The organism is Streptomyces sp. NPDC058464, assembly GCF_042721035.1.
In the GTDB taxonomy this organism is placed as follows: domain Bacteria; phylum Actinomycetota; class Actinomycetes; order Streptomycetales; family Streptomycetaceae; genus Streptomyces.
This window is the reverse complement of the sequence record NZ_JBHXMA010000023.1, coordinates 98,935-119,253: the sequence shown is the minus strand read 5'-3', so window position 1 is coordinate 119,253 and position 20,319 is coordinate 98,935. Positions and strand designations below refer to the sequence as shown.

Below are 20,319 nucleotides of genomic sequence, written 5' to 3'. Positions count from 1 at the left end.
GAGGAGCGGCCTCTCAGTAGGAACCACGATGTCAGCCCGCCTGCTCGTCGCTGGGGATCAGTTCGTCGAAGCCCAGGCCGCTGGAACGCTCGCCGCGGCCGGAGTCGCGCTGGATGCTCAGCCACACGACCACTCGGCCGGTTCGGGTCCGGGTGCGGTTGTACGCCGCCGTCAGGCGGGTGCCGGAGCGCGGCACTTCCTCCTCGTTGATGTAGTACGACCGGCCGGCGTCCAGGCCCTCCCGCAGCAGGGCCGTCCTCGGCCGGACCGGGGTGGTGCCGTCGACCTCGCTCAGCATCGATGCCCGCTGCAGCTGCACGTTCCGGTTGTCGCCGGGGACGTGCACCGGGATGAACGGGATCCAGTTCTCCGGCACCGAGCCCATGACCTCGTAGGAGATCGGCGCGTGCGGTGCGTCCGGAGTCCCGGGCTGGTGCAGACGGCGGCGGAAGGCGAGCGACTCCGCCGCGACCTCGTCGCCGGCCCGGCCCTCGCCGCTCGTCATGCGCACGGTCTGCTCGATGCCCCAGACCAGGTTCGCGCTCTCGTCGCGGACCAGCGCGACCTCTTCGAGCGCCGGGCCGGTCGCGACCTTCGGGGTACCGGGCGGGAGGAGCAGCCCGGCGTCGCCGTCGAGGGTGTACATCGACCAGTGGCGCCGGTCCGTGCCCTCATCGGCCGAGGTGATCCAGCGGCGCTCACCGAAGACGTCGGTCACCGCCAGGCCCTGGATCTTGGCGAGCGTGCCGGCCGGCAGATCGCACGGCAGCTGGTACCAGTCGTTGCTGAACACGAGAGCGAACTCGAGGAAGATCAGGCGCGCCAGGTCGGTGCTGTCCGGGGTGACGGCGGCGAAGTTCGTCCGCCCGTCCTCGACCGTCCACCAGCGCGGCAGCGGCATGCCCGAAAACCGCACGGGCGTAGGGAAGACCGTGCGGTTGAGGGCGGGCGGTGCCGTGCCGGCGCCGCCGAGCGAGCCGCCCTCCTCGACGGAGAACGCGTGCCAGTCGAGCTCACCGCCGGGATATTCGGGCGCCGTCAGTACCCGTTCCCCGTCGGGACCCGCGGCGGAGATGGAGAACCGGTGCTCCAGCCGCCGCGGATCCCACGCGTCGTCACCTCCCGGCTGGTCGATGAGTTCGTCGAACCAGGCGACCAGTCGGAGGCCGAGCGCGTCCAGCGCGTCGCGGTCCTGGCGGCGCAGGCCGGAGATGCCGTCGGAGGCGTGGCCGCCGCCCTTGACGTGTTGGTAGAGCGGGTATCCGTCCATGCGCCGGCCGGCCACCGTCTGAAGGGTCGCCCACACCTCCGGATGCGCGGCCGGCGCGTCGTCGGGCCCCGGCAGGGCGATCGGGTAGTCGTGGACGTACTCCTCGGCGACGTCGCGCCGGTTTCGCACGGACGACGCGGCGACCAGCTTCAGCCAGCGGCGGCCGAGCGAGAGCCGCAGGTCGAAGGAGATCGGCTCGGCACCGAAGGCGAAGGGCAGGGGCCGCCGTTCCGCCACGGTCTCGAGCGGACGGTCGGTGGGCAGCGGCTCGGCCTGGCCGCCGCCCGGCCGGAACCGGGTCGGTGGGCTCGCGACGACGGAGTAGGTCGCGGTCACCGGCGAACCACCGTCGGTGCCGCGGAACTCGCCGAGCTGCCACTGCCGGGCCAGCAGCCACAGCGGGTCGCGGATCTCGGCGCGCAGCGCCCGGGCGAAGTCGGTGGTGCGGGGCCGGCCCTCGATCCGGTTCCACACGCCGACCGTCGGGTTTTCTCGGCGCAGGAGCGCGCCGGCGAGGTCCGCGATGCGGGGCTCAGTCATGGTCTGCCTTCCAGCGCACGTTGGCGATCGCGAGGTCGGTGCTGATGGTGATCGGCTGCCGCGTCGCCGACAGCACGGTCGCCGGCAGCAGCTGGGCATACCCGGTGCCGTCCAGGTGCGCCGGTTCGACCAGCCGGGTCCGCGCCAGGTCGAAGGTCTCGGTGACCGCCGCGACGAGGTCGGCGACGTCCCACGTACCGGTCCGTACCGGTGGGGCGACGAGCAGCATGCTCTGCGGCGGTTCGGAATCCGGGCTGTCGGCGTGCACCGCGATGCCGGTCGTCTCCTTGTCGGTGGGGAGCACCTCGGTCCACTCGTCGAACAGCAGCCCGCACTCGGTGTCGTCGCCGCGCGACGGTTCGTCCGCGTAGTGCGCGGTGAACAACACACGGTCCCCGGTCAGGTCGGCGCCCGCGGCGAGCTCCATCCCGAGCCAGTGGTCGTTCGCCCGGAAGGGCAGCTGGATCGGCACCAGCCCCGGTTCGTCGTCCGGCTGACCGGACAGCAGGCCGTCGTCCCCGCGCAGCGCGTCGCTGAGCAGCACGACCCGTTCCCAGAGCCGGGGCATCTCGCGCACCCTGGCGACGCCGTGCAGCCAGTCGTCGACGGGGAAGTCGCGGCGGAACGGCGCCTGGGTCAGGTGCCGGACGAGCTTTCCGCTGTCGTCGAACGCGTCGTGCTGCTCGTCCGCGAAGTCGCGCGAGATGCCGTACTCGGGCACGACCAGGACGTCCGGGCCGAGCATCGCCCGCAACGCCCCGGTCGCGGCTGACGCGCGGTCCGCGGACGTCGCGCCGGGCTCGTCCGCGACGGCCAGCGCCCGATCGCCGGCGGCCACCCGGTCCTGGAGCTCGACGGCGAGGGCGCGAGCCCGCGCCAGCAGTTCCGCGCCGAACGCGACCACCCGGTCCTTCAGACCGGTCAGGTCCAGGCCGGTGGGGTCGATGTCGGTCAGCGGCCCCAGGCGGTCGACCCGCTCCAGCAGGCCGCCGAGCGTCGTCTCGTCCGTCCCGGCGAGGGCCTTCAGGTCGTTCACCCGGCCGCTGAAGACGTTCCGCGCACGGCGGATCGCCGAGAGGAAGTCGCGGGGCGTGCCCGGGTTCACGGCCGGGGTGGTGGTGAGCAGCCGCTCGATCGCGCGCAGCAGGCGCAACCGCTCCGGGTCCGGGGTGGACTTCGGCAGCTTGTCGTACGCGGCGAGCTGCGCGTCGGCGTCGGTCAGCGCGCGGGCCAGGCGGTCGGCGATCGCGGCCACCGCGGCCAGCACCTCCGCGTAGACACCTCGCCGCCACGTGGTCAGCTCGCCCCAACCGCTGCGGACCACGCCGAACCCGGCCGAGGTCCCGGCCAGGGCGGCGTATCGGGTGAGGAAGACGTCGATCCGGTCCAGCACCTCGCCGCGCCGTGGCGGGGCGGGCGCCGTCGGGTAGAGCCGCGCCAGGTCGCCGACGTAGTCGGCCACGTCGTCGGCGAGATCGGTGAGCGACTCGCGGACCTCTTGGGGCCGGTGCGGCGACACCGAGACGCCGTCGTCGAGGGACCGGTCCGGGGTGGTGGGGCCGGCCGCCGGTACCAGGTCGCTCGGCCGCAGGGGCCGGCCGGTGGTCAGCAGCGTCCGCAGGGCGGTGATCAGCGGCGAGAGCTCGAAGAAGGTGATCTTGTCGGGGATCCGTTGCGTGTAGCGGATGGTCAGCTCGCGGTCGGGCCGCGGGTGCGCGTCGTCGACCACGGCGCCGATGATCCGGTCGTCGAGGTCGGTCATCGCGGCGTCCCCGACCGGCCGCACGGCCCACAGCAGGTCGATCGGCGCCAGGCCGATGTCGTCCTGGGTGACCTCGTGTTCCTGGGCGTGGCCCTTCTCGTCGGTCCACGTCACCAGCGCGGCGACGTTCCGCGGCGACGGCAGCAGGGACGGCAGCCAGTCGTTGATCGCCGGCTCGGCCTGGGCCCTCGGAGTGTCCCGGCCGGCCGGATTCAGGCCGGTCTTCAGCCGGAGACCGAACCGGTGGGTGAGCGTGGTCCCGCTGCGGGGCGTCTCGATCACCGCGGGCTCGGGCGGCAGCCCGTCCTTGGCGTAGGAGTCGAGGGTCGCGGCGGCGCGCTCGACGTTGCCGGCCAGTGCCTGGTGGGCGGACTCGGCGACGGCGAGGTCGGCGACCGCGTCGTTGATGTCGAGCAGCCGGGCCGCTTCGGCGGTGATGGCCGCGGCCTGGGCCGGGCTCGCGTCGGGCAGTGTGTCGATGCCGAACTTGTACGTCTGCGGTACGGCGTTGCGGGTCAGGTGCCGGACCAGGGCGAGACCGTCGACGACGTTCCTGGCCTCGACCTGTCCGATCTCGACCTGCCCGGGATCCGTGCCGGTCGCGGTCTGTTCGATCTTCCCGGCCTGCAGGGGGAACTGGAGCCGCAGTGCCGCGATGAACTCGTCCACCTCGGCGTCGCCGTGCCGGTCGTGCAGGCCGCGCTCGAACTGGTAGCCCAGCAGCGCGCCGAGCGACTGGCCCTGCCGCAGGCCGGCCAGGACGGACTGGGCGGTGCGGACCCGTTCCGCGCTGAGGTCCACCGCGAACGCGCCGGGGTTGTCGGGCGTGCGGTTGGCCGCATATCCGGCCCGCAGCACGGCCGCCGTCCGGGCGTGGCCGGGTGACGGCGTGTGCACGAACCCCTCGTTGCGCGGGTCGTGCAGCAGCGGCCTGCCGCCGGCGAACACCGTGGCGAGCGCACCGGTCAGAGTGACCGGTTCGAGGGCGGTGGTGTCCGGACGCAGGTCCTCCAGCCAGCCGTACGCGCCGAGGTGCAGTCCGGTGCGGGCCGGTGCGGTGCCGTCCGGGCCGAACCGGAGCTCGGACAGCCGTTCGGTGGCCAGGCCGAGGCGCCAGGCGTCGAGCCGGTGGGTGGCCAGGTCGAGGTGCTCGGCGAGCACCCGCTCCAGCCGGGCGGTCGGCAGGTCGGCCAGTACGTCCAGGGCCTTGGCCTGCTCGGCGAGCGGGGCCGCGGGGCCCGGCTGGGACAGCACGTCCGGGATGAAGTCGACGAGCAGCCGGGCCGGGTCCCCGGTGACGGCGGGGGCCGGGGAGTACAGCAGACGGAACCGGCTCTCGCTTTCCGTGGAGCCGGCCCGGATGTGGACGAACGGTGCGTCCGACGGCGACGGCACGGGCATTCCCGCAGCGGCCGCGAGGGCGCGCGCCGTGTCGTCCCAGCCGAGCAGCACGGCGTGGCGCAGCAACAGGTAGAGCAGCGTGGCCGGGCGGACGTCGTCGGTGAAGCCGAGCTCCAGCCGGATGGTGTCCAGGTGGGTCTGCGCCGGTTTCGCGCCGGCCAGGTCGGCCAGCCAGCGCACGTAGTTCTTCCCGTCCGTGGTGTACGTCCTGACCGGTTCGGTTTCCGACAGCGGGCGGTCGTCGACCAGCGGGGCCAGGAAGGGCTGCTGGAAGTCGGTGAACAGCCGGCGGAGCAGGTCCGGGGACGGGCCGGGCGCGGCACCGAACCGCTCCAGCAGCGCGCGCACCGGTTGCGGCTGGTGCAGCGCGTCCAGGGCCGGCAGCACGGTGCTGCCCAGCCCGGCCAGGTTCTCCCGGTTGAACAGGTCTTCGACGCTTTGGGCGTACCGCTGGTGGTATTCGGCCGAGGTCGGGTGCAGCGCGAGGAGGTCCAGCAGCAGCTGGTGCGGGTCGTCGGTGTCCTGGCCCAGGTGCGGCACGTGGGTGGCGGCCGCTGTCCAGTCCTCGGTAGCCGCCTTGAGTACCTTCTGCAACGCGAGGCGGTGTGTCGCCGACTGCGGGTAGGCGAGCCGGGAGAACGCGGTCGTCGGCAGGATGCCGTACGGCTGCCGCCCGATCTTCACGGTCGGCAGGGGACCGCGGCCGGAGACGTACTTCAGGAAGAAGTCGCGGGTCGCCGCGACGGCGGCCGGGCCCAGGAGCGGGTTCATGGCGGTCTGGAGGAAGTAGCCCCAGGTCGCCGGCCACAGCGCGGTGTTCGCGGCGCGGGCGTCGCGGTGGTCGGTGCCGTCCGCGTTCGGCATCCCGGTCAGCACGGCCGGGTCGAGGCCCAGCAGCTCGACGAGCTGCTGTCCGTCCGTTCGGGTGGTCCAGTCCGCCGGAGCCGCCGCCGCGAACGCCGTCGTGCCGGCCCGCAGGGCGGCGTCCGCCTCCTGGTCCGCGTCGACGCCCGCGGACGCCGCTTCGGAGTTGTTGGTCGGTGTCCCCTGGGGCAGCAGGCTGAACCCGTCCGGACCCCGCAGCTGCCGGGTCACGAGGTCGGCGAGGTCGAGGGCGGTCTTCGCCGGTGTGGACTGCTCACGCAGCCCGAGTACGACCAGCCGGTCGAGCCCGTCGCGGAACTGGTCGGTGCGGGGAATGCGCACGCCCATGCCGACCGCGACCGCCCGGTCGAAGTCGGTGAGCCAGCGGAGCCCGTCCGGGACGTGCAGCACCCCGGTCTGTTCGTTCACGCTGATCTGGTCCGCGGCGGTGGGGTCCGGGCTCACCTGCAGCGTCGCGGGCACCGGGGCGCCGGTCACCGACACCACCTGGGCGCCGCCTACGAACCCGAGCACCCGGAAGCGGTCCGGCAGCAACCGGGCCTGCGCGGCACCCGTCCAGGAATCCGTGGCCACACTGCCCGCCGCGGGCGCGGGCAGCACGAGGAACGCGACGACGACGTCGTCGACCGCGCTCACCGCGGCACCGTCCACTCCGAACGGACGACGGGCGCGGATCGCGTCGGCGCGATCGGCCCGCACGGCGGCGTTCAGGGCGGCGTCCGCCCGCCGAACGGCGTCGGGGTCACCGTGGGCCCGCCAGATCGCGGTCCAGTAGGTGATCGAGGGCTGGCGGTCGGCCGGAGCGGGAGCGGTCGTGCTGCGGATGACCAGGACCACGGCACCGTCGGGCACCCCCGCCGGTTCGTCCGCGGGGTTGGCGGGCGTCCTGGTCCGCAGAAGCCAGGACGCCCGTCCGGGGGAGACCCGCCCGGCCAGTTCCCGCCACGCGGTCCGGAGCTCGACGGCCCGACCGCCCGCGGCCCACCGGGCGGTCCAGTACGCGTCGAGCGCGCCGATCTCGGCGTCGGTCGGCTTCGGTTCGAACTTGTCCACGGCCCATTCGTCGGGGAACACCCGGACCAGGAGCTCGGTGGGGGTGAAGCGGGCCTCGACCCGGACCGGGGCCAGCAGCACCGGGAAGTCGTCACTCAGTGCGGTCATCGCGGCAACATTTCCTGTGCGTGCACGGCCACCAGGACCGGCACTTGGAAGAGGATGTAGGCCAGGTCGGCGGAGCTGAGCCCCGCGGACCACAGCGGCAGGTTGACGTCTTCGGCGCGCTGGTCCTGCTTCTCCGTGTCGTCGGTCCCGTCGAAGCCGGCCAGCGGCACGGTGACGGCCGGGTCCAGGTCGAGGAACCCGCGACCGCCGGGGTCGACGTCGTCCCAGGTGAGGTCGTTCCACACCTCGAGGTGGGTGGGCGGCCCGTCGTCGACGCCGAAGCGCGGGTCGCCGGGACGCTCCTTGATCACGAAGAACCAGCCGGCGTCCAGGCCGGGGCGGCCGAGCGCCTGGTCGGCGTCCAGGTCGAAGCCGAGCAGGTAGATGTCCGGGTCGGCCTTCGCCTCGTACGTCGGCAGCAGGAGCTGTTCCGGCGAGGGCAGTCCGGTCGGCGGGAGCTCGACGAGCCGCCGGGGCTGGGTCGGGTCGGGCAGCCCGTCGCGACCCGGTGGCCATTCCGCCTTCTGGGCGTAGATCGCCGCCGTCGGGTACTTCTTCAGCAGCTCGCCGCGGACCACCAGGACGAGGTCGTCGCCCTGGGGCCGGCCGGTCTTCCGGTTCTCGTTGTCGCCGAGCCGGGTACCGAGGGACCACTCGTGGATCGGCGGGATGTCGTAGCCCCGCTCGCGGCGGTCGGCCGCGGTCTCCCGCGGCAGGGGCAACGCGGTGACCGGGTCCCAGAACTGCCGGAACGGTGTGCCGCGCTGGTCGGTCGGGTACTCCCGCCAGAGCAGCTCGCGGGCCATCTCGTGGTTGAGCCCCACGAGGTAGGACTCGATGAACTCCCGGTTGTTCGCCAGCAGGGTGATCGAGTTCGGCGGCACCAGGTTCAGGTTCGGGACGAACGAGTCGGCCGAAAGCGCCAGCAGAGTCTGGTACATCGGCAGATCGAAGACCGGGTAGGCCATCGCCTCGGTGAATTCCGCCGCGAACGGCCGCAGCCGCTCGGGCAGGCTGACCGACCCCTCGAGCAGCGCCCGGGGCACGGTCTCGTCGGCACGCAGCCCGGCGAGCACCGAGGTCGTCGTGCCGAGCACGTCCAGCTGGGGTGGCCTGCGGGTGTTCCCCACAGCGATGCTCGTGTCGAATCCCTGGTGCAGCTCGCGCAGTGCGGCCTTGAACCGGAGCGCCTCCTCGCTGTCGGTGGTGCCGGGGTGCGGCCGGACCGGGTCGTCGACGGCGCGGAGCACGAAGTCCGGGCTGTGCGCCAGGACGTCGACCGGGTCCGCGCTCGGTGGCCGGTCCGGGTGCAGCGTGGCGGCCAGGTCGGCCGGGGTGACCAGCGCCCCGGGCGTGATCTTGACGGGCGCCGCGGTGACCGGGTCGACGGGGGCGTCCATCCGGGACAGCAGGCCGTCCGCTCGCGCACCGTCGAACGGCAGGGTCCGCATCAGCCGGGAGCCCGGCCGGACGATACGGCGCATCGCCGGTGACACCGGTGCCGCCGCGACCTGGCTGGTCGCCACCCGGAACCCGACCGCGACCTTGTCCGCGGTGTCGGCGACGAGACCGGTCCCGGTGCCCGCGGTGGTCGTGACCCGGGAGTGGGCCGGCGCCGTGAGGGTCAGGGAGCGGCCCGACAGCGCGGGCGCCGCCGCGAGTGCCGCCGGGCTGCCGCCGGTCGGCGGGTCGACGTGCTTGGCCTGGAGCACGTGACCGACCTCGCGGGCCAACTGGGCGGCCCGGATCCGGCCGTTGGCGACCAGCACGTCGCCGACCTGCGCCCACGCGGCCGCCATCAGGTCTTCCTGGCGGTCCCGGACCACGCGGGCGCCGAGATTCGCCGCGACCCGGAACCGCGGGTCCAGGTTCAGCCGGTGCACCCAGTTGTGGCTCGTCTCGGGCGGCACGTCCGTGCCGTTTTCGTCGTTCAGCAACCGGGTGGTCAGCGCGTGCCAGCGGCCGTACAGCGGGGGTGTGATGATCGGGTCGGGGCCTGCGCCGTCCGGTCCGGCGGCGAGGGCCGCCGCAGGCCCGGCCAGGGGAGTGGCCGTGTGCGCCGCCGCGGGTGCGTGCCGCTGGTAGTCGTCGGCCAGGTTGATCACATCGGCCAGCGCCCGCTCGAACGGGTGGGGATACGGCGGCGCCGAGGGCGGCGTGCCCAGGAAGTTGTCCCAGTTCTCGGCCGGGTCGACCGGCGCGTCCTGCCGTACGGGCACCTTGAGGGCGCCGCCGAGGGGCAGCACCCCGCCGAGCTCGACCGGCGTGTCGATCCCGTGCAACCCGAGGCCCGGTGACCGGTGCACGTCCATGCCCCGGCGGACGACCCGCGGGTCGGGGGCCTGCGGTCGCAGCAGCCGGACCAGGAACTCGAAGTCGCCCGCGGTGCCGGTGCTGAATCCCCACCGGTGGTAGTAGGGAAGTTGGCCCTCGGCAGGCCGGTTCGGGTAGGGCGGGCCCCAGCTCGAGTACAGCGCGCCCGGCGACGCCGCCGGGTCGAGCCCGAGGCCTGCGAGCCGCCCGGTTTCGAACGCCGGCACCAGGAACGCCTCGTACGCGGTGTCGGGCCGCAGGCGGCGCGGGCAGATCAGCCGGGAACAGGCGCTGTCCGGGTTGGTGCGCAGGAGTTCCCCGAGCGCGGCCAGCGCCGCGACCGTGTCGTCGGTCGCGACCGGAACGGCCAGGGCGCCGTTGACGTGGACATGCGCCCAGGCGCCGAGCTGGGCGGGCGGCGGCAGCGTGCCGGCCGGGTCGGCCACGGTGATGGCGGGCAGCGGGTGCCCGGGCCCCGGCACCTCCGCGAACTCCGTGCCGGCGGCCAGCACGACGAGCGCCAGCCACGGCGCGAGACGCTGGGTGGTCCCGTCCGGTGCGGCCGGGCTGTACCGCCAGACGAAGTCCTCCTCAGAGAACTCGATATGGGCCAGGAAGTTCGGCTCCACGGTGCTCACGCCCGGCCGCGGCTCGGTCCGCGAGATCGCCCTCGGGTCCACTCCGACGACGTCCCCGGGGCCGTAGAGCTGGACGTTCTTCGTGACGGGCGGCAGGGTGATCGTGCCGCCGTCGAGCGCGTCGCCCAGGACCTGGAGTCGCACTTCGACATGGGCCCGTTCGGCGGTCTGCGGGTTCTCGGTGATCCTGGTACTGATGCCGGTGCGCAGCCACGGCAGGAAGGAGTACGCGTTGGTCACGGCGTGCTCCCGTCGAACAGCTCGGTGGTCGCGGTGAGTTCGACGCCGGCCGGGTCGGCGGCCGCCAGGCCGGACCGGACCGCACCACCGGCGACGAGCACCCGGTCGTCGGACAGCGCGGTGGCGGCGAACGACCACCGCCCGGTCGTGAGCCCGGCCGCCGGCGTCCACGTGTTGCCCGCGACGTCGTAGACGAACGCGCTGCGGTACCCGGCCTCGTCCCGGTCGCTCGCGGACCCGCCGGCCACCAGGACCTGGCCCGATCCGAACGCGACGGCGCGGTGGAACGCCCGGCCCGACGGCATCTCGGCCCGCTCGGTCCACGTACCGGTGTCCAGGTCGTACCGCTCGACAGTCCGCCGGCTGAACGGGTCGAACGGCGCGGCGCCGGGCGAGCCGGGGGCGGTGCCGCCGGTGACCAGCACGGTCTTGTCGGAGAGCCGGGTGGCCCGGTGGTGGTGGCGGGCGTGCCCCAGGTTCCCGGTCGGCGCCCACTGTCCCGGCGCGTCGTCCTCGCCCGGGGTGTACAGCTCGCAGAACGCGAGGGCCGCGTCGTCGGCTGCCCCGGTCGGGGCGACCCCGCCGACGACCAGGACGACCCCGTCGGCCAGCAGGACGGCGGTGTGACCGGTCCGGGCGTCGGTCATGGCGGCGACGGTGTGCCACTCACCGCCGTGGCCGGGGTCGTACCGCTCCGCCGACCGCAACGCGGTGGTACCGCCGCCGCTGCGGGCCGCGCGGCCGCCTGCCACGAGGACCGACCCGTCTGTCAGCAGCGTCGCGCTGTGGCCCCAGCGAGCCGTTTCCAGCGGACCGGTCGCGGTCCACCTGCCCGTGCCGGGGTCGTAGACCTCGGCGGTCCGCAGGCCGGTGGTGCCATTGAGTCCACCGGCGGCGAGGACCTTCCCGTCGGCGAGGAGGGTGAGGGTGTGCAGTTGCCGGGGTGTGTGCAGGGGGTCCTTGGCCCGCCACTCGCCGGCCCCGGCCGCGGGCGTGAAGACAGCCGTGTCGGGGATCGCGGAGGCGGTGGCGTCGGCGCCGCCGGCGACGAGGACGGTGCCGTCCTGGAGCAGCACGGGGCCGTCGTGCTGGCCGTACCAGGCGGCGGGGGTGATCAGGTCGTGGGCGTCGGTCGTCCATGTCCCGACGGTGGCCGCGGTGAATGTGGTCATGGTGTGTCGTTCCTCCAGGAGCCGGGTCACGGGATCAACACCTCGCCGGTGCCGGCGGGATCGGTGGTCGGACCGGCGGCACCCGCGGCACCCGCGGCGACGAGCACGCGGTCGTCGGTCAGCTCGGTCATGGCGTGGCCGAAGCGGCCGAGGGTGAGGCCGGCGACGCTGGTCCAGACGTCGTCGCCGGGGTCGTAGACGAGGGCGGAGCGGTAGCCGGCGGTGAGCTCCGGGGCCCCTGAGCCGCCGGTGAGGAGGACGACTCCGGAGCGCAGCAGCAAGCACCGATGCCGGCTGCGGCCCCCGCCCGGCATGGCCGCCACCGCCGTCCACAACCCGGTCACCGGGTTGTACAGCTCGGCGGAGGCGAGGCTGTGCGGGTCGAGGGTGCCATCGGCGGCGACGACCGGGTCGCCGCCGGTGACCAGCACCTTGCCGTCCGGCAGCAGCGTCGCCTGGTGGCCTGTGCGGGCCTCGGCGAGGCTGCCGGTGGGGGACCAGCCGGTGACCGGGTGGTACAGCTCGCAGTACGCCAGTGCGTTCGCCCGGCCGTTTCCGGTCGGCAGGGCACCGCCGACGACCAGCACCCGGCCGTCGGCCAGCGGCACGGCCCGGTGCCCGGTGCGGGCGTCGGTCATCGGCGGGGCAGCGGTCCAGGTTCGCGTGAGCGGGTCGTACAGCTCGGCCGACGCGAGCGCGCCGTCCTCCTGCCCGGGCCGGACGCCCGAGCCGCCCGCGACGAGCACCCGTCCGTCGCGCAGCAGGGTCGTCGTGTGCCCGTGCCGGGCCGTGCTCATGTCCGGCACCGGCGTCCAGGCGCCCTCGGCGGGGTCGAGGACCTTGGCCGAGGCGAGCGCGTTCGTGGCCGAGCGCCCGCCGGTGACGAGGACGCGCCCGTCGGCGAGGCCCGTGGTCGTGTGCCGCTCCCGGGCGGTGCGCAGCGGCGGACCGGCTGCCCATGAGTCCGAGGTGGGGTCGAACAACGCGGTCGCGGCGACCGGCGCGCCGGCCGCGTCCGTGCCGCCGGCCAACAGGGTCCGGCCGGTGGCCAGCGGCACCAGGTCCACTTCGGACACCGGCACGGGCAGGACACCGGCGGCGGACCAGGTACCGGGCACGCCCGGGGTGATGGCCGCCTCGGACGCCGGGATGACGTGCAACAGCCCGGCCAGGCTCTGGTCGTCGGCGACGAAGTCGGCGAGCGCGTCCTCGGCGGTGGTCCGGCTGCGGAACGTCGCCGGCGCACCGCGGGACGGCCGCCCCGGCACGCTCGGCGGGAACGCCTGCCGGTTGCTCTTGAGGTAGGCGACGACGAACCGCTGCTCGGTGACACGGACCGTGTCGACGGCGGCGAACGGCTGTTTCTGCTGTGCCTGGCGGGCGGAGAGGGGGGCGCGGCTGGTGCTGCTGCCGTTGAGCAGTTGGTCGAAGACCGGCCCGCTGACGGTGTGGAAGCGTTTCACCGGTGTTGCGGCTGCGGCGAATCCCGCCGCCGGGGTGGTGGTGCTGTTGTCGATGATGTGGAGTTCGTAGCGTGCGCTGCGGCGGACCACCCTGGCGGTGGCCAGGGCTTTGTCGGCGACGAGTTCGAGCCCGGCGTCCTGCGTCTCGTAGGAGGGCCGGGACAGCTTGGCGGCGTCGGAGAGATCTTGGAACTGCCCCATGGCGAACCGGTCAGCCGTCTCGCCGGCGGTGGAGAGTCCGCTGTTCGGCACCGGGGTGACGCGGAAGCGTTTGCCGTCCGCGGCGCGTTGCCCGCCGATCCGGTCCACCCGCACGTTCAGCGGCAGGGCCCGTTGCCGGACGAACAGCCTGCCCAGCGGGTGCAGCACCAACTCGCCGGTGTCCGGCAGGTTCCGCAGGTTGACCAGCGCCCGGTTGCCGCCGGAGGGCAGCCGGGTTTCCCACCCTTCGGTCTTGCCGATCTCGGCGGCGAGCAGGGGGAGTACGGCGACCGGCGGGAGTGTGGTGTCGCGGTCCTGGCCCCAGGTGATGTCGAAGTCGGCGGAGATGGAGAAGAACAGGAAGCCGATGGAGCCGCGTCCGTGTGCGCGCCAGGGCGCGGGGCCTTCGAGCTGGAAGTCGAGGTCGATGCCGAAGGCACCGACACCGAAGGCCTTGAGGGTCACATGGGCGGAGATGTGGACGGCGAACCGGAACGGGGAGAACTGGAACAGTCCGTCGAAGCCGAGGTGGCCTTCGACGCCGAAGCCGCTGAATCCGAGCCGGACTTCGGCTTTCGCGCCGAACTGGACCGTGTTGCTGGTGATGGCGAAGTAGCCGAGCACCCGGATCAGCTGGTTGCCGCGGTTGAGCAGGTCCACCGACAGCCGGTCGGGAACGGGGAACGGCAGGGGTGGCGGCCGGTATGCGGGATGGAATCCGCCGACGGTCAGTACCAGATCGGGGTTGTCGCCCCAGGCCACGAGGACGCCCATGCCGCCGTCGATGGTCATGGCGAGGATGCGGGAGTCGAAGAGCTTCGCGAAGAACCACAGCCGTGACTTGTCGAGTTCGAGTGCGCCGACGAACTGTGCCTGGACGACCAGCAGCGGATCGTCCACCGTGGGCAGCGCGGCTTTGAGCACGCCGAGGACGGCGATGTTGCCGGGGATCTCGATGATGACGCCGAGCGAGATGCTGACCAGGGTCGGGGTGCCCCAGCCGATCTTGGCCATGGGGCCGATGAGGAAGGTGCCTTGTTCGGGCGGGAAGAACCGGGCGAGGTCGGAGAGGATCCGGGGTGCGTTGGCGATGACGTCCCTCGGGAAGGCCACGGACTCGATCGCCCCGGTGCGCACGCCCTCGACGAGCGCGGCCAGGTTCATGCCGCGGTTCAGCCCGACCAGGCCACCGACGGCCAACAGCGTGAACCCGTACCCCAGTTGGATTCCACTGCCGAACTCCGCCGTCAGGAGAAGCAGCAGGGAGAACCCGGCCGAACCGTCCGGCTGGCGCGTCGTGATCAGCCCGATCGCCTTCAGCGCCAGGAAATCCGCGAACTCCAGCTCCAGCGCGCCCGCGTACTCCCCGCGGTCCGGGTCGAACGCCAGGAACCCGCCCCCCGAGATCCCGCCCGCGTCGATCGACAGGCCCGCCCCGGAGGGCGGTTTGAACCCGAGGGAGAAGTCGGCGAGGCCCAGACTGCCGCCACTGTCCGGTTGCGACATCCGCAGCACGGCACCGGTCCGCTGGACCGCCACGAAGACCGGGCCGAGCCGGGCATCGACCGAACCCGACGCTTCGAGCGTGACGTCCCCACCGGCCAGCGACAGCGCGAGGTGCAGGCTGGTGACGGTCACGGGACCGACGCCGAGACTGACCGGAACGTCGACCTCCGCCCCGGCGGCCCCCTTGAAGCGCAGCCCCGTGGCGGACGACCACGCCAGCGCGAGGTCGACGTCCAGCTCGATCGAGCGGGCCGGCAGGATCGTGCCGAGGAACCCGTCCGCGTCGGCCAGGTCCAGGACGACCTTGCCGCCCTCGACGGCCGCCTCCACCACGAGTTCGCCGTCAGCACGTCCCTCGGCGGCATTCCATTCGAGGTCCGCGCCCGCCGTCGCGCGCAGCAGCCGCGCCTCGATCCGCGAGCCGCCGGCCGTGCCCAGCACGAGGATCGGCGGGGCCCCGGCCGCGTACGGGGCCTGGAAACCGAACCGCACGCCGCCCCGGACTTCGGCCGCCGGCGGGACGACCCGGAGATCGGCGGGCGGCAGCAGTTCGACCGCGGCCTTCTCCTCCACGGCCGCGTCGGACGTCACGACGAGCGCCACGGTGTCGCCGATCGGCAGGACCAGGTTCAGCCCCTCGGCGGCCGCCAGACGCAGCAGAGCCTGGACGCCGGGCACCGGGTCGTCGGTGACGCCGATGTCGACCGCGGCGACACGCAGGAACGGCGGTGGCCCGGTCTGCACGAACGCGAAGTTCGTGACCGCGCCGAGGAAGATCGCCAGCCGGCGCAGCAACAGGTCCCAGTCGAACTCGGGCGTGCCCCAGCGGTAGAGCTGCGAGAGGACGTCGACAGGGTCGTGGAGCAGCGCGTTCAGCCGGTCGAACCGCAGGACGCGGCGCACGTGCGCGGGCGCCGCCGGCGTCGCGGCCTGGGGAGTCGACTCGAGGACACCGAGCAGCTCCAGTGAATACCCGGCCATCGGTATCTGCTCTTCGAGGTAGGTCGCCAGCGCGAAACCGAGCAACCGCTGCCCCACCTCCGAGGCGAACGCCTCGACCTCGGCCTGCCGTGGTCCGGCCGCCTGCGCCCCCGCCCTGATCGCCGTGGACACGACGTCGATCGCCGTCGTGACACTCTTGATGATCTGCGCCGTGGCCGCCACCGCTGTCGCGATCCGGGCGGTGTCACGGGAGTCGATCGCCGCGGCCAGGTCCGCCACCACGCGAGGCAGTGCGCTCAGCGCGGTCGCGGTGCCCCCGATCGCGGTCTGCACGGCTTGCGCACCGAGGACCACGTCGGGTGCGGGCAGCCCGATCTCGGCGAACAGGAGGGGGATCTCGCCGCCACGCAGGCGTTGTTCGAGCGGCGCGAACGCCCGCCCCATCTCCAGCATCAGCGATTCGACGGTCAGTGCCATTTTTCGCTCCCGGTTCGGCGGTCGGGGTGGCCCGTAGCGGAGGCGTTCACTTCAAAGCCCCGGACGTGACGAGCGCGTAACCTTGCTGACCGAAGACGACGGACCCCTCGACCGTGATCTTCCACTTGCCGACCGGCGGATGGTCGACGATGACCATGTGCACGTTGTTGCGGAGATCCGGTGGGCCCGGCGGGCCGGACCCGACCGGCCTCGACAGCCCGGTGGGAATGTCGATGTCATTGCCGACGTAGGCGATTCCCCCGGGGTCCTCGGCCTCCAGCCTGAGGAGGTTCCGCGCAGGCAGGGTGTGCAGGGTCTCGGCGGGTGGAACGTCCGTCCACACCAGCGTGATCTTGAGCTGTTCGGTGATGCTGCTGACGACGACTTCGTGCGTGCGCCGTTGCCCGATCTCCAGGCCGGCGCTGTGCCGCACGTCGTGCACGTCCACCCGGCGGCGAGCGCCGTCGAAGAAGAGCGTGCGATCGAGCCGGATGAGCCCCCAGCCCTCGGTGAGGCTCGGGTACCCGGGACGACCGGTCATGTCGACGGTCGAGTTGAGCAGCACCGCCCGGATCAGCGCGCCGGTCGGCAGCAGGCGGCGGTCCGGCCGCTTCCTGCCGGTGGGGTACCACCCCTCCGTGAAGTACTGGCGCACGAGCGCGGCCGCGGCCGCCGCGTTCGGCGCGGCCCAGCTCGTGGCGACCGCCGCGAACACCTGCGGCTCGCCGGTCAGGCAGTACGGTGCGGACGGCGACGCGGGGTTCACCAGCGCCGAGCTGATGCCGCCACCGACGGCCATGATCTCGGGCTTCCGGCGCTTGTCGGGGCTCGTCGGCCCGGGAAGCCCGTCGCCGTCGCTCATCTCCAAGGGGAAGGCCTTGGCCGCCGCGACGCACAGCACGTTCTTGGCGATCCCGGGCGGTGTGTTGTCCGCCTCGTGGAACCCGGCGCCGGCGCCGACGACCACATGGTCCTCGTTGCGGAAGCTGAACTCGTCCGCGTCCCGAGCCGTCTTGTCGTAGCTCGTGATGTCCGCGAGCCCCCAGCTGTTGTTGTGGATGGTGGCGCCCGCGGCCTTCGCGTCCTCGAGCATCTTCAGGAGATGGTTGTCGCGGGTGCGGACGACTAGCCTCGCCGCGAACGCCCCGCCCCGGTGCGGGTGGGTGCCCGGGTTCGCGCGGTCGTCGCCGGCCGCGATGCCCGCGACGAACATCGCGTGCTCGTTCACCTTGGTGTCGTTCTTCCTGGTGAGCGAGAGGATCTTGCGGTGGCCGGGACCGGGGACGTTCGGCTCGTCGGCGAAGAAGCAGTGGTTCAGGTCGATCGTCCCGTCCTTCTCGATGATGCCGATCACCTGGCCCTCGCCGTGCAGGCCCTGGTCCCAGATCGTGCCGCCGTGCACGCCGACCCCACCCGACTGGATCGTCTGCGCCGCCTCCACGTTGAAATCCACGGCATCCGGTTCGGGCTCCGCCCAGACGACGTCGTCGATGGCCGCGATCAGGGGGAGAGCCGCACGGTCGTCGAGAGTGAACTCCGCGAACAGGTGGCTGCCGGCCGGGCGGTCGTCGATCATCCGGACGTCCCGGGCGCCGGCCGCGTCCAGTGCCGATCGCACGGTGCCGGCGTCCGCGTCGTCGAACATGGTCGTGATCAGCCGAAGCGGGGTGCCGGTGGCGGGAATCCACGGCGCGAGCTTCAGCGCCGGATCGAGTGCGGTGCACGACCGCACGAGGAAGTCGGCACGCAGCCTGCCGACGGTCCCGTCGTCGAGCCGCTCCAGGAAGGCCAGGTTCGGGATGAACCGAGCGAGGACCAGACCGTACGCGGCTTTCACCCGGGCGACGTCGGGTTCGGTCAGCAAGGCGGTGAACTGGACGATGGTCGCCTTCTTAGCCGTCGCGAGCCCCTGGACCGATACGGGTACCTCGATGGGGTCGAACGGCTCGTCGCCGATCATGAGGCGGAAGTCCGGTGACTGCGGCGCGGTACCGGGTGCGTTCACGTCATCCCCCCGACACGACCAGTGCGTAGCCTTGTCGTTCGAACACGAAGCTTCCTCGAAGAGTGATCTTCCAGAGGCCTGTGAACGGGTTGTCTACGATGACCATCTGGACGTTGTTGACGAAGTCCTGGGGGCCGGATCCACCCTCGTGGGAAAAACCTGTGGCGGGATCGATGTCATTGCCCAGGTACTTGACACCCAGCGCGTCCTCGACTTCCAGCCGGATGACGTTCCGCCACGTCTGCGTGGAACCCTCGAACGCGGGGAGATCCGTCCACACGAGCGTGATCTTGAGCGGCTCGGTTCTGGTGCCGACGAAATAGCGGTACGTGGCGCTGGTCTGCGGCAACAGCCCGGCACTGTGCCGTACGTCCTTCACGAACAGACGGCGGGCGGAACGCGGATCCTTCTCGAAGAAGAGCGTGCGATCGAGCTGGATCAGCCCCCAGCCCTCGGTGTTGGACGGATAGCCGGCGATGCCCGTCATGTTGACTGTCGAGTTGAGCAGCACCGCCTTGATCAGGGCGCCGGACGGATGGACGCTGCGATCCGGTTCCTTCCTCCCGTTGGGGTACCACCCCTCCGTGAAGTACTGGCGCACGAGCGTGGCCGCGGCAGCGGCGTTCGGGGTCGCCCAGCTCGTGGCGGCAAGCGTGGGGTTCTTCTTCGGGAGGCCGGTGTCGCAGTACACGGCGGGCGGGGTCCTCGGATTCAGGAGGGCGGACTGGATGCCGTTGCCCACCGCCATGAGATCGGGTTTGCGCCGCCCGTCCACGGTCGGCCCGCTCTTTCCGCTGCCGAAGGTCATGTGGTCGGGAAAGGCCTGAGCGGCGGCGACACACAGCACGTTCTTCGCGATCCCCGGCGCGCCGTTGCCCGATCCCCGGTCGTTCGTGTTCGAGGCAGCGCCGATGATCAGGTGTTCCTCGTTCTTGAAGCTGAAACTGTCCGCGTCGACCGCGTCGGCGTTGTAGGTCGTGACCAGACCGGACCAGCTGTTGCTGTGGATGAAGGCCCCCGCCTTCTTCCCCCTGTCGAGAAGCTCCACGTATTTGCGACTTACCGGTGCGACCAGGTCGCCCATGCTGTTGCAGACGATCCTCGCCTCGTACGCGCCACCCCGGTTCGCGTGAAGGGTGCTCGTCCTGCCGTCGGCGCTGCGCTGGTCGCCGACCGCGATGCCGGCGACGAACATGAAGTGGTCGTGCGCCCCGACGTCGTTCTGGTCGAACATGCCGAGGACCTTGCGATGGTCCTCGTTCGCCTTGGACTCATCGGGATCATTGAAGAAGCAGTGGTTCAGGTCGAGACGGCCCTTGTCGATGAGTCCGAGGATCTGGCCCTCGCCGTGCAGCCCGCGCCGCCAGATCGTGTCGTCCGCCGGGCCGCCGGTCCGTCCCGACTGGAACACCTCGGCCGAGGGCACGTCGGTCACATCGCGCTCCGGCTCCGGCTCGACGAACACCACCTCGTCGAGGGCCGCGACCTGCGGCAGTAGGGCCCGGTCGTCGAGGGCGAACGAGACGTACTGCTCGCTGCCGAGCGGCCGGCCGTCGGTGAGCACGACATCGCGTGCACCCAGCGCACTCACCGCCGCGCCGACGGAGGCCAGGTCAGCGTCGGCGAACAGGGTCGCGATCAGGTCGAGCGGCGTGCCGGTGGCGGGCAGCCAGGACGCGAGTTTCAGCGCCGGGTCCAGCGCGACGACCGAGCGCACCAGGAAATCGGCCCGCAGCCTGCCGACGGTCGCGTCGTCGAGCCGCTCGAGAAACGCCAGGTTCGGGATGAACCGGTCGAGCCTCAAGCCGTACGCGGCCTTCAGACGGTCGGCGTCGGGCCCGTTGAGGGAGGCCGTGAACTGGACGACCATCGGCTTCCTGGCCGACGCGAGGACTTCGGCTGCCGCCGGTACCTCGATGGGGTCGAACGGCTCTTCGCCGATCATGAGCCGGAAGTCCTGTGGCTGAGTCACGGTATGAGCACCTCTCCGGTTCGTGCCGACGCGGCGGCGTCGGGACTTCCGGCCACCGCGCCGGTGGCCGCGACGCCGACGGCGACCAGGACGCGATTGCCGGCGGGCTCCACCACACCGAGGCCGGATCGGCCGGCATTCGGGCCGGCGGCCTTGGTCCCGGTGTCGAGAGCGGGGTCGTAGGCGATGACGGACCGGCGGCCGCCGGTCGATTCCGGAGCCCCGGTGCCACCGAGCACGAGGACTTGCTCGAAGCGCAGCGGCAGGATCCGGTGGTGGGCGCGGTCACCCGCCACGTTCCGGCGGCCGGATCGAAAGTCTCCGTCGAGGCGGCCGCGTCCGTGCCTGCATCCGTGCTTTCGCATGCCGTC

8 protein-coding genes are annotated in these 20,319 nt (G+C 72.4%); all 8 read right to left on the bottom strand.

Features of this window, described 5'->3' with window-relative positions:
• Positions 1–31: 31 nt before the first annotated feature.
• Genes ACFWPQ_RS28580 through ACFWPQ_RS28545 form a run of 8 tightly spaced genes read right to left on the bottom strand, consistent with a single transcriptional unit; the run spans position 32 to position 20,313 of the window.
• Positions 32–1,810 (bottom strand): hypothetical protein, encoded by a 1,779-nt coding sequence (locus tag ACFWPQ_RS28580; protein ID WP_384040654.1) that lies wholly within the window; start codon positions 1,808–1,810, stop codon positions 32–34.
• On the bottom strand, positions 1,803–7,019 hold the full coding sequence (locus tag ACFWPQ_RS28575) for a hypothetical protein (protein ID WP_384040651.1): 5,217 nt from the start codon (positions 7,017–7,019) through the stop codon (positions 1,803–1,805). Before ACFWPQ_RS28575 ends, ACFWPQ_RS28580 begins: the two co-directional genes overlap by 8 nt.
• Positions 7,016–10,210: a hypothetical protein gene (locus ACFWPQ_RS28570; RefSeq protein ID WP_384040648.1), complete on the bottom strand. Its 3,195-nt coding sequence runs from the start codon at positions 10,208–10,210 to the stop codon at positions 7,016–7,018. Before ACFWPQ_RS28570 ends, ACFWPQ_RS28575 begins: the two co-directional genes overlap by 4 nt.
• The gene (locus tag ACFWPQ_RS28565) at positions 10,207–11,382 is read right to left on the bottom strand and encodes a Kelch repeat-containing protein (protein ID WP_384040645.1); all 1,176 of its coding nucleotides are present in this window, start codon (positions 11,380–11,382) and stop codon (positions 10,207–10,209) included. Before ACFWPQ_RS28565 ends, ACFWPQ_RS28570 begins: the two co-directional genes overlap by 4 nt.
• Before the next feature lie 26 nt (positions 11,383–11,408).
• A complete protein-coding gene (locus tag ACFWPQ_RS28560; protein WP_384040642.1) occupies positions 11,409–15,971 on the bottom strand; it encodes a DUF6603 domain-containing protein in 4,563 nt (1,520 codons plus the stop codon).
• Between the two features lie 46 nt (positions 15,972–16,017).
• Positions 16,018–17,976 carry a S8 family serine peptidase gene (locus tag ACFWPQ_RS28555; protein ID WP_384040639.1) on the bottom strand — a complete coding sequence of 653 codons (1,959 nt, stop codon included), beginning with the start codon at positions 17,974–17,976 and terminating at the stop codon, positions 16,018–16,020.
• Position 17,977: 1 nt separating this feature from the next.
• Entirely contained in the window at positions 17,978–19,948 is a 1,971-nt protein-coding gene (locus ACFWPQ_RS28550) for a S8 family serine peptidase (RefSeq protein ID WP_384040636.1), read from the bottom strand.
• Entirely contained in the window at positions 19,945–20,313 is a 369-nt protein-coding gene (locus tag ACFWPQ_RS28545; RefSeq protein ID WP_384040633.1) for a hypothetical protein, read from the bottom strand. The genes ACFWPQ_RS28550 and ACFWPQ_RS28545 overlap by 4 nt, the downstream gene beginning before the upstream one ends.
• Positions 20,314–20,319: the final 6 nt, after the last annotated feature.

Excerpts from the sequence above, each read along its gene's own strand:
- ACFWPQ_RS28580 (WP_384040654.1), bottom strand. The coding sequence starts at position 1,810 with ATGACTGAGCCCCGCATCGCGGACCTCGCCGGCGCGCTCCTGCGCCGA.
- ACFWPQ_RS28575 (WP_384040651.1), bottom strand. The coding sequence starts at position 7,019 with ATGACCGCACTGAGTGACGACTTCCCGGTGCTGCTGGCCCCGGTCCGG.
- ACFWPQ_RS28565 (WP_384040645.1), bottom strand. The coding sequence starts at position 11,382 with ATGACCACATTCACCGCGGCCACCGTCGGGACATGGACGACCGACGCC.
- ACFWPQ_RS28560 (WP_384040642.1), bottom strand. The coding sequence starts at position 15,971 with ATGGCACTGACCGTCGAATCGCTGATGCTGGAGATGGGGCGGGCGTTC.
- ACFWPQ_RS28545 (WP_384040633.1), bottom strand. The coding sequence starts at position 20,313 with ATGCGAAAGCACGGATGCAGGCACGGACGCGGCCGCCTCGACGGAGAC.